Here is a 1,525-nt window from a genome sequence, read left to right on the forward strand (position 1 = left end):
TCTGCCGCCCACGTTTCTCTTTCTTCAATATTCAATTTTCAAAGAACAGACGCCGCAGACGCGATGTCGTGGCCCGTTACGCTTGTGGCTTCGGGGCCGTCCGAGTGTCGCTTACGCGGCTCTCTTGAATTCTCACAAGGGCTTTCTCAGAAGCAAACTGCTTCGCCGCCAGCGGCGCACCGCCCTCGTTCGTGAGGCGTATATAGTCGCCACCAACCAGAACTGTCAACACCGATCACGCATGTTTTTTCGTTTTCTCGTGGACATATCCTCAAGGCCGAAATTCGTGAGTTGGCTTGGCTGAAATCGTGAGCGGTGTTCCGCGGCCGATCATTTCTACGGAGGCCTCACCCCTCGGCGGCGGGCGCCCGCCATCGGCTTGAAAATCGCCTGCCCTGCTTGGCGAATATCGACCGCCGCGCCAGCCCGAGCAGTGCTTCAGAGCCGGCCTTCCAGCAATCCGCCGTGATGTTCCGACCGGCGAAAAAGATGCCAGCATCAAGACCTGTTCGCCCTCGACCGCAAGGGCAATTGCCCACGGCGCGCCGGTAGCCAATGGCCCGCAGCCCTGGCATGATCTCGACCCGCTCTGTACCGCGCTGTCGAAAAGTCGACAAACCCAGGCGCGCGGATGCCGACAATGAAATTCCAGGCGATCGCCGGCGACGCGCGGTCGGCTATGTCGTCATAGAGCTGTTCGAGTTCGGCTTCTGCCTTGGGATGGAAGACGACCCGGTACTCCGTTGCCTACCTGGCTTTCGCCTGCTTCGCGCGGTGACGCGCCTCGAGCCGCGAAAAAACCGTTTCCGCAGGAATGCCCTTAGCCGGATCCTGCTGGAGCTCGCTCAGGCGCGCCGGGATTTCCTCGCGTAGCCATCTTTCCCGCTCCGCCTCGAAATCCTCGAGCATACGCAGGCCGGCGCGAACAACCTCGCTGGCATTGTTATAGCGGCCTGATTCGAGCTGCTTTCTGATGAAGCTCTCGTAGTGGTCGCTTAGAGCGTAGTTGGGCATGGCAACCTCCTGGGGAGATTATGATGTCGATCAGGGTTAGTAGCAATAGATAGCAATGATTAGCAGTGCGCGCATACGGGGCCACGCTTCGCAAGGGGCCGCCGACGAGGGATCTGCTTCGAGAAGCTGGCGCCGGAAGAGTTGGCATGGGAACGGGAGAGGCTTTGACGTTTCTGTCCGGCGTTGTCGGCTTCGCCTCGTTGTCAGCTGCGCGTCGTTGCGGGCCGCTGATGAGGCTCAAGATCGACCGAAGACACAGCCAAACGCAAAACTGCCCGCTTTGAGCGGGCCGTTTTTGTGATTTGGTTTCGGGGAGAGGCTTTGGCTTTTCTGTCCCGCGGCGTCGGCTGCGCCTCGTTGCGGGCCCCTGATGCCAGGTTAAGATCGGCCGGCCACCACAGCAAAATACAAAAGAGCCCGCACAAGGCGGGCTCTTCTGTATTTGGTTGCGGGGACAGGATTTGAACCTGTGACCTTCAGGTTATGAGCCTGACGAGCTACCGGGCTGCTC

General features: G+C 59.7%; 1 protein-coding gene. It reads right to left on the reverse strand.

Features of this window, described 5'->3' with window-relative positions:
- Positions 1 to 747 precede the first annotated feature (747 nt).
- Positions 748 to 1,014: a type II toxin-antitoxin system ParD family antitoxin gene (locus tag AC1DX6_RS30505; RefSeq protein ID WP_477320291.1), complete on the reverse strand. Its 267-nt coding sequence runs from the start codon at positions 1,012 to 1,014 to the stop codon at positions 748 to 750.
- Between the last annotated feature and the right edge of the window lie 511 nt (positions 1,015 to 1,525).

This window comes from Mesorhizobium sp. P2_C4 (genome assembly GCF_056404575.1).

Bases quoted from the DNA above. Each gene is read 5' to 3' on its own strand.
- AC1DX6_RS30505 (WP_477320291.1), bottom strand. From the start codon at position 1,014: ATGCCCAACTACGCTCTAAGCGACCACTACGAGAGCTTCATCAGAAAG.